Source organism: uncultured Plantibacter sp., from assembly GCF_963518075.1.
Lineage (GTDB): Bacteria > Actinomycetota > Actinomycetes > Actinomycetales > Microbacteriaceae > Plantibacter > Plantibacter flavus_A.
The window spans coordinates 1-5,523 of the sequence record NZ_CAUQHZ010000031.1 but is presented as its reverse complement, the minus strand read 5'-3'; the positions used below and the strand labels follow the sequence as shown (position 1 = coordinate 5,523).

General features: G+C 71.3%; 9 protein-coding genes. 1 reads left to right on the top strand and 8 read right to left on the bottom strand.

Features of this window, described 5'->3' with window-relative positions; genetic code table 11:
• The first annotated feature begins 281 nt into the window (after positions 1-281).
• Entirely contained in the window at positions 282-572 is a 291-nt protein-coding gene (locus tag RWN05_RS18025) for a DUF1905 domain-containing protein (protein ID WP_079003418.1), read from the top strand.
• A gap of 71 nt (positions 573-643) precedes the next feature.
• Here the strand turns inward: RWN05_RS18025 and RWN05_RS18020 are convergent, their stop codons facing one another.
• The 8 genes from RWN05_RS18020 to RWN05_RS17985 form a co-directional block, all read right to left on the bottom strand.
• Positions 644-1,057: a hypothetical protein gene (locus RWN05_RS18020; protein ID WP_071260509.1), complete on the bottom strand. Its 414-nt coding sequence runs from the start codon at positions 1,055-1,057 to the stop codon at positions 644-646.
• A gap of 1 nt (position 1,058) precedes the next feature.
• Entirely contained in the window at positions 1,059-2,390 is a 1,332-nt protein-coding gene (locus RWN05_RS18015; RefSeq protein WP_314140601.1) for an Asp23/Gls24 family envelope stress response protein, read from the bottom strand.
• An 84-nt stretch (positions 2,391-2,474) separates the two neighbouring features.
• Positions 2,475-3,077: a hypothetical protein gene (locus RWN05_RS18010; RefSeq protein WP_314140600.1), complete on the bottom strand. Its 603-nt coding sequence runs from the start codon at positions 3,075-3,077 to the stop codon at positions 2,475-2,477.
• Complete coding sequence (locus tag RWN05_RS18005) at positions 3,077-3,652, bottom strand: hypothetical protein (RefSeq protein WP_064296819.1); 576 nt, start codon at positions 3,650-3,652, stop codon at positions 3,077-3,079. Before RWN05_RS18005 ends, RWN05_RS18010 begins: the two co-directional genes overlap by 1 nt.
• Positions 3,649-4,002 carry a hypothetical protein gene (locus RWN05_RS18000; protein ID WP_064296820.1) on the bottom strand — a complete coding sequence of 118 codons (354 nt, stop codon included), beginning with the start codon at positions 4,000-4,002 and terminating at the stop codon, positions 3,649-3,651. Before RWN05_RS18000 ends, RWN05_RS18005 begins: the two co-directional genes overlap by 4 nt.
• Positions 3,999-4,187 (bottom strand): DUF2273 domain-containing protein, encoded by a 189-nt coding sequence (locus RWN05_RS17995; RefSeq protein ID WP_064296821.1) that lies wholly within the window; start codon positions 4,185-4,187, stop codon positions 3,999-4,001. Before RWN05_RS17995 ends, RWN05_RS18000 begins: the two co-directional genes overlap by 4 nt.
• Positions 4,184-4,603, bottom strand: a complete 420-nt coding sequence (locus RWN05_RS17990) for an Asp23/Gls24 family envelope stress response protein (protein WP_064296822.1) — start codon at positions 4,601-4,603, stop codon at positions 4,184-4,186. The genes RWN05_RS17995 and RWN05_RS17990 overlap by 4 nt, the downstream gene beginning before the upstream one ends.
• A gap of 167 nt (positions 4,604-4,770) precedes the next feature.
• Positions 4,771-5,523 (bottom strand): helix-turn-helix transcriptional regulator (locus RWN05_RS17985; RefSeq protein ID WP_314140598.1); only part of this gene is annotated, 753 nt, incomplete at its 5' end.

Sequence of the window (5,523 nt, the reverse complement as noted above, 5' to 3'; positions counted from 1 at the left end):
GCTGGCTCGACCCCTCCCACGGCGGCATCAACCTCGGCTTCCCCCAGAACTGAGGTTCCCGGCCCCTCGGCAGTGCTCCTCGCGAGCCTGCCGAGGGGCCGAGTGCTTCCGGGGGCCCTCGACAAGCGGGCCCTAAGCCTGTCGAAGGGCGGGAGCGGGGTAGGAAACGCGGTCCCTAAGCCTGTCGAAGAGCGGGAACGGGGACGGTCCCGCCCTTGCCACGGGTCGGACTCAGCCGCGACAATGGCCACGCCGACCACGACCGACGAGGGGCGCCACCGATGGCCATCGAACCGACCGAGCTCGACCACCGCTTCACCACGCCGATCGGCGTCGATGTGAAGGGCGACGTCTGGTCCTGCGTGGAGATGCCCGGCTCAGCCGAGTTCTTCGGCACCGGCAAATCCGTCCGCGTCGACGCGATCGTCGACGGTGTCGAGCTCCCGAACGTCGGCCTCATGCCGACCGGCTCCGGTGGTCACATGCTGTCCATCAGTGCGAAGCTCCGGAAGCGCCTCGGCAAGGACATCGGCGACACCGTCGACGTCCACCTCACCCGCCGCCTGAGCTGAGCACAGGAGATCCGCGCGACAGCAGGAGATCCTGAGGGAGAACCTCCTGCTGCCGCGCGGATCTCCTGTGCTCAGCCGCCCGTGACCTGGCGGATGAGGTCCTGGATGAACGGCACCACGTCCGATGCCTGGTCGACGCCCGCGAAGGCGACCGCCAGCAGCGGCCACAGCGACACGAGGAGCGCCGAGATTACCGCGGCGACGGCGAGCACCCAGGAGAGTGCGCCGTTGCGACTGCGGACGCACCCGAGCAGGAACAGCAGCGCGAGGACGTACCCGATGAGGAGCGCGACCACGATGCCGCCGACCGGGACGTCGAGCGCACCGACCGTCGCGCCGTCGGCGGCGCCGATGAGCCCGAGGATCGGGATGAGCACGCCGACGACGATGAGCACGAGCAGGACGACACCCGTGATCGCAGCGGCCCACACGGCACGCGGACGCGGACGTGCACCGTACGACGTGGTCCGGCTGAAGAGCGGCATGTCACTGCTCCTTCGTCGGCGCCGCGGCTTGGGTGGCCGTGACCTCGGCGGGAGCGTCCGTCACCTCGTCGACGTCGGCGACCTTCGGGGCAGACTGCTCGGGCGCGTCGCCGCCAGCGGACCCAGCGGTGTCGCCGTCCAGCTCGGGGGCCGAAACCGGGTCGGCATCCGGGCCCGTCGCGACGGGCTCTTCCGCCGGAGCGTCCTGGATCGCGTCAGCCGCCCCGGCGGGCTCAGCATCGGCGAGGTTCGGGTCGGCGCCGTGCGTCACCTCCTCGGCGACGGTCGCGAGCGAGTCGGCCGCGGTGGCAAGCTGACGGGCGGCCTCGGCGAGTTCCTCCGACACCACCGCATCGGTCGGTTCGCCGCCGACGTCGCCGTCAGTCACGAGCTCGCCGTCGGCACCCGCGGCCGCGCCCGGCTGCCCGTCTCCCAGCGACCGGCCGCCGTCGCCCTCGGACCGGCCGGTCCGCTGCTCGACCGCGTCACCAGCGGCGTCGGCCAGGTCGGCCGCTCCGGCTCGCGCCGAGTCCACCGCGTCCGATGCAGCAGCCTTCGCCGTGCCGAGGGCATCCCCGGCAGCCTCTGCCGCATCGCCGATCGCGGCACCCGCCGCGGACGTCGCATTGCCGATGGCGGCCTTCGCGTCGTCGATCGCCTCGCCCGGATCGGGCTCGATCGGGTCGAAGGGGCCGTGGATGTCCGTCACCGTGATGTCGATGTCGACCGGTCCCGGGTGGCGGGCCTCCAGCGCGGCCGCGACGTCGGCCCGGACCGTGTCCGCGAGCTCGTCGATGCTGGCCGGGTACTCGGCCACCAGTGAGACGTCGACGTTCAGCACGTCCTCGTCGGCCAGGACGTTGACGCCGGGGACGGCGGTGCGACCGAGCAGGCGGGTGCGGGCGCTGTCGATGGCGCGGGCCGTCGGGGAACCGAGGGCGTGCACGCCGGGGACCGTCTCGGCCGTCGTGGCGATGACCTGGGCGAGTTCGTCGGCCTCCTGCTCACGTCGCCGGCCGGAGTCGAGCTCGACCACCGGTACGTCCGCCGCTTCCGGCGGAGCCGCCGACTCCGACACCGACACCGTCGGCGTCTCGGCGGAGACCGAGTCGGCCACGGCCGGTTCAGCGGTCTCCGGACCAGCGACAGCCCCGTTCGCCGGCGCGACCACAGGAGCGGCCGCGGTCCCACCCGCGTGCTCGCCGTCGTGCGACTCGATGCGACGGACCTCGTCATCGGGATGCGCGGGCACGAGCACCGTCGGGTGCTCCGCCCGGACCTCGGCCGGGGTGGGGATGTGGTGCTGGTCCGGGTGCTTCGTGTCGTCGCTCATGCGATCCTCCTCGCACCGCGTCGGCGGTGCATCGGTCCTACTGCTGTCGGTTCGGGTGCCGCGGCGGCACCGCGGGGTGTCGGGTCAGACGACCCGGTTCGTGCTGGCGAGCCGTGTGCGCAGCCCGCTGACGATCTGGATGACCACCGGGGTGGAGGTCCCGAGGACGCCGTCCCACTCGTGGACGGCCGCCTCGATATCGCGCCGCAACTGGACGGGCGAGGCGCCGCGACGAGCGTGTGCGGTGAGTCGCAGCGTGGACTGCTTGCGGATCCGGAAGCCGGTGATGTCGACGGAGACCACGTCGGGGTTGCGCCCGATCGCCTCTTCGAGGACCTGCTCTGCGACCTTCACGTCGAGCACGACGCGACCACCGGTCGGCGTGTCCTTCGTCCGTTGCTCGTCGACCTGCAGCAGCGTTCCGGTGTGCCCGCGGCCCTGCCGGAACACGAACCAGAGGATGACGAGGATGAGCAGCAGGGCGACGACCGCCGCGACCCACAGGATCCACGGCTGGGCGTCGATGGTGTCGTTCGTCGGTCCGACGGCCCGCTCGGCGTTCTCGCTGATCGTCCGCTGCACGTCAGGCAGGAGCGCACCCACGGACAGGGCCGCGCCGGCCGCGAGGACGACGAGTCCGACCACGAAGATGAAGAACCGGTTGAGGAAGCGATTCGTGGAGTTCATCAGGCCACCGTTCCCTTGCTGCTCACGCGGACCTTGGCGCGGAGCGCCGGCCGGTAGTCGTATGACGCGACCTCCGCGTCCACGGCCTGCTGGATCTCGCGCTGGTCGACGCGTCGGCCGCTCGTCGGCGTGACGTCGACGCGGGCGCTCCTGGCGCCGACGCTGACACTCACCTGCGAGGGGTCGATGTCACCGGCGTACGAGGCGACGCGGGCGAGCGACTGCGCGATCACCCGGTCGTCCACGACCGCCGCCGTGCGCTCGGCGATCGACCCGCGACGCCCTTGGCGGGCGGGAGCCAGCGACAGGACGATCAGCACGAGGCCGACGATCGCCGCGACCGCGCCGATGGCGACGAGGAGTGGGGCCGGGGCGGTCGCCGCGGTCAGCACCGCGGTGACGATGTCCTTCGGTGCGACGAGGAGCGCCGGCTGCCCGATCGCGGCCAGGACCGACTCGGTGCCGAGCCAGGCGAGCACGAGCGCGAGGATGATCGCGATCGTGATCGCGAGCGTCGACCGCGGCGAGTGGGTCTCGCGACGCACCGCGCGGCGGTACAGGGCTGGGGTGCTCACAACACCCTCCTTCGTTCTTCGAGCTTCGCGCCCGTGATATGGAGGTCGACGCGTCCGATCGTCGACCCGGTCAGGTCCAGGCACCGCTCTCGGATGCTGGTCTGTGCGCGTGCCAGGCGTTCGAGGACGGTTCCCGAGGTCCGGGATCCGGCGCCGAGCGGCGACACGTGGATGGGCGTGCTCGCGGTGACCGTGAGGGCCCCCTGGGCGTCGGAGAGCTCGACCGAGACCTCCGACGCCCGCACACCGAGTTCCTCCGCGGTGACGGCAGACACGACGCGACGCACGGCGCGGGAGCTGATCGTGTTGCGACCATGCACGGCCTGTTCGGCCGTCACCGCCGCGGTCACGACGACCGCCGCCCGCGGAGCGCGTCGGCGACACCGCGCAGGTCGAGCTTGCCCTCGAGCACGCGTCCGATGCCGAATCCGATCAGCATGAACAGCGCGACGAGGATCATGCTCCAGAACCCGAAGGCGACGGCCGCCAGCGCCAGGACGGCACCGACGAGGATGCCGCGATCGGTCGTGGTCACTGGACGCGGCTCTCGTCAGCGTCGTTGTCGTCGTCCGACGGGATGTGGACGTCGGCGACGGTCACGTTGACCTCGGTGACGTCCATGCCGACGACGTTCGAGATCGCGTCGGTGACGCTGCGACGGACGTCGTCTGCGACGCGCTGGAGGTCGACGGGATACTCGGCGACGATCACGATGTCAGCGGCGACCTGCTTCTCGCCGACCTCGACCGAGACGCCCTGACCGCGGTCCTGAGCGTTGATGGCGTTGCGGATGGCGCCGATGGCGCGAGCCGCTCCGCCACCGAGGTCGTGCACGCCGGGGACCTCGCGGGCTGCGATGCCGGCGACCTTCTGGACGACGCCATCGGCGATGACGTTCTTGCCCGTGGAGGTCGTTGCGGCGTGGTTCGCGGTGTCGGTGGTGTTCGACATGGTGTTGCTCCTTCGGTGTCTGGTGGTGCTGGTTCACGCTCCGGGTGTCCGGCGGCGGTGCCCGTGTTGCGGGCGACATCTATGAGACTGCGCGTCACGCCCGAATCTCACGGTCCGTCTCGAACTTTTCCGGAAGCACTCATTTTTTGGATATCCGGCGACGGGCGTCAGCCGCGCAGGGTCTGGCTCGGGCCCTCGCCGAAGCGGTTCCGGTAGGCCGAGGCGAAGCGTCCGAGGTGGACGAAGCCCCACCGCTTCGCGACCTCACCGACCGTCGTCTCCTGCGGCGAGCTCTCGGCGAGCTCGCGACGGGTGCGGTCGAGGCGGATGTCGCGCAGGTAGGCGGTGGGCGACATGCCGAGTTCGCGACGGCAGTGGAGCTGCAGCGTCCTCGTGTGCAGCCCGGCCGCCTTCGCCGCGTCGGCGGGCGTGATGGGCTCCGCCGCGTGATGGTGCAGGTACTCGACCGCGAGGCGCGTGCGCGCCATCGAAGGCTCGCGGAGCGGCTCCGGCAGGTCGACCACCGCCCACGGTGCGAGCTGGAGCAGCGCGAGGGCGAGCGGTCGTTGGGCGTTCATACGGAGCAGCGGAGGCGCCGTCTCGTCGGTGAGCACCGGCGTGGAGGCGTTCAGCGCCACCCGCCAGCGCTCGATCGCCTCGGGTGTCGGCGTCGCCTCGAGATCGAAGGACACCTGTTGACTCGGGCCGGCGTGGATCTCGGTCGCGATGTCTTCGAGGTACGGTGCGGAGAAGAGCACGGAGTTTTGCCGGTGCGGGGTGAGGTGCACCGTGTACGGCCGGTGGAACGGGAGGACGAACGGGTGTCGCGGGATCTCCATCCGTTGGCCGTCGCGACGCACGATCCAGCCGCCGCCGGTCGTGACCCACGAGACCACGTAATCCGTGAGGCCCGGGGTCTC

What these genes read in the sequence shown, in the direction of transcription:
- RWN05_RS18025 (WP_079003418.1), top strand. Translation starts at nt 282, where the DNA reads ATGGCCATCGAACCGACCGAGCTCGACCACCGCTTCACCACGCCGATC.
- RWN05_RS18020 (WP_071260509.1), bottom strand. Translation starts at nt 1,057, where the DNA reads ATGCCGCTCTTCAGCCGGACCACGTCGTACGGTGCACGTCCGCGTCCG.
- RWN05_RS18015 (WP_314140601.1), bottom strand. Translation starts at nt 2,390, where the DNA reads ATGAGCGACGACACGAAGCACCCGGACCAGCACCACATCCCCACCCCG.
- RWN05_RS18010 (WP_314140600.1), bottom strand. Translation starts at nt 3,077, where the DNA reads ATGAACTCCACGAATCGCTTCCTCAACCGGTTCTTCATCTTCGTGGTC.
- RWN05_RS17990 (WP_064296822.1), bottom strand. Translation starts at nt 4,603, where the DNA reads ATGTCGAACACCACCGACACCGCGAACCACGCCGCAACGACCTCCACG.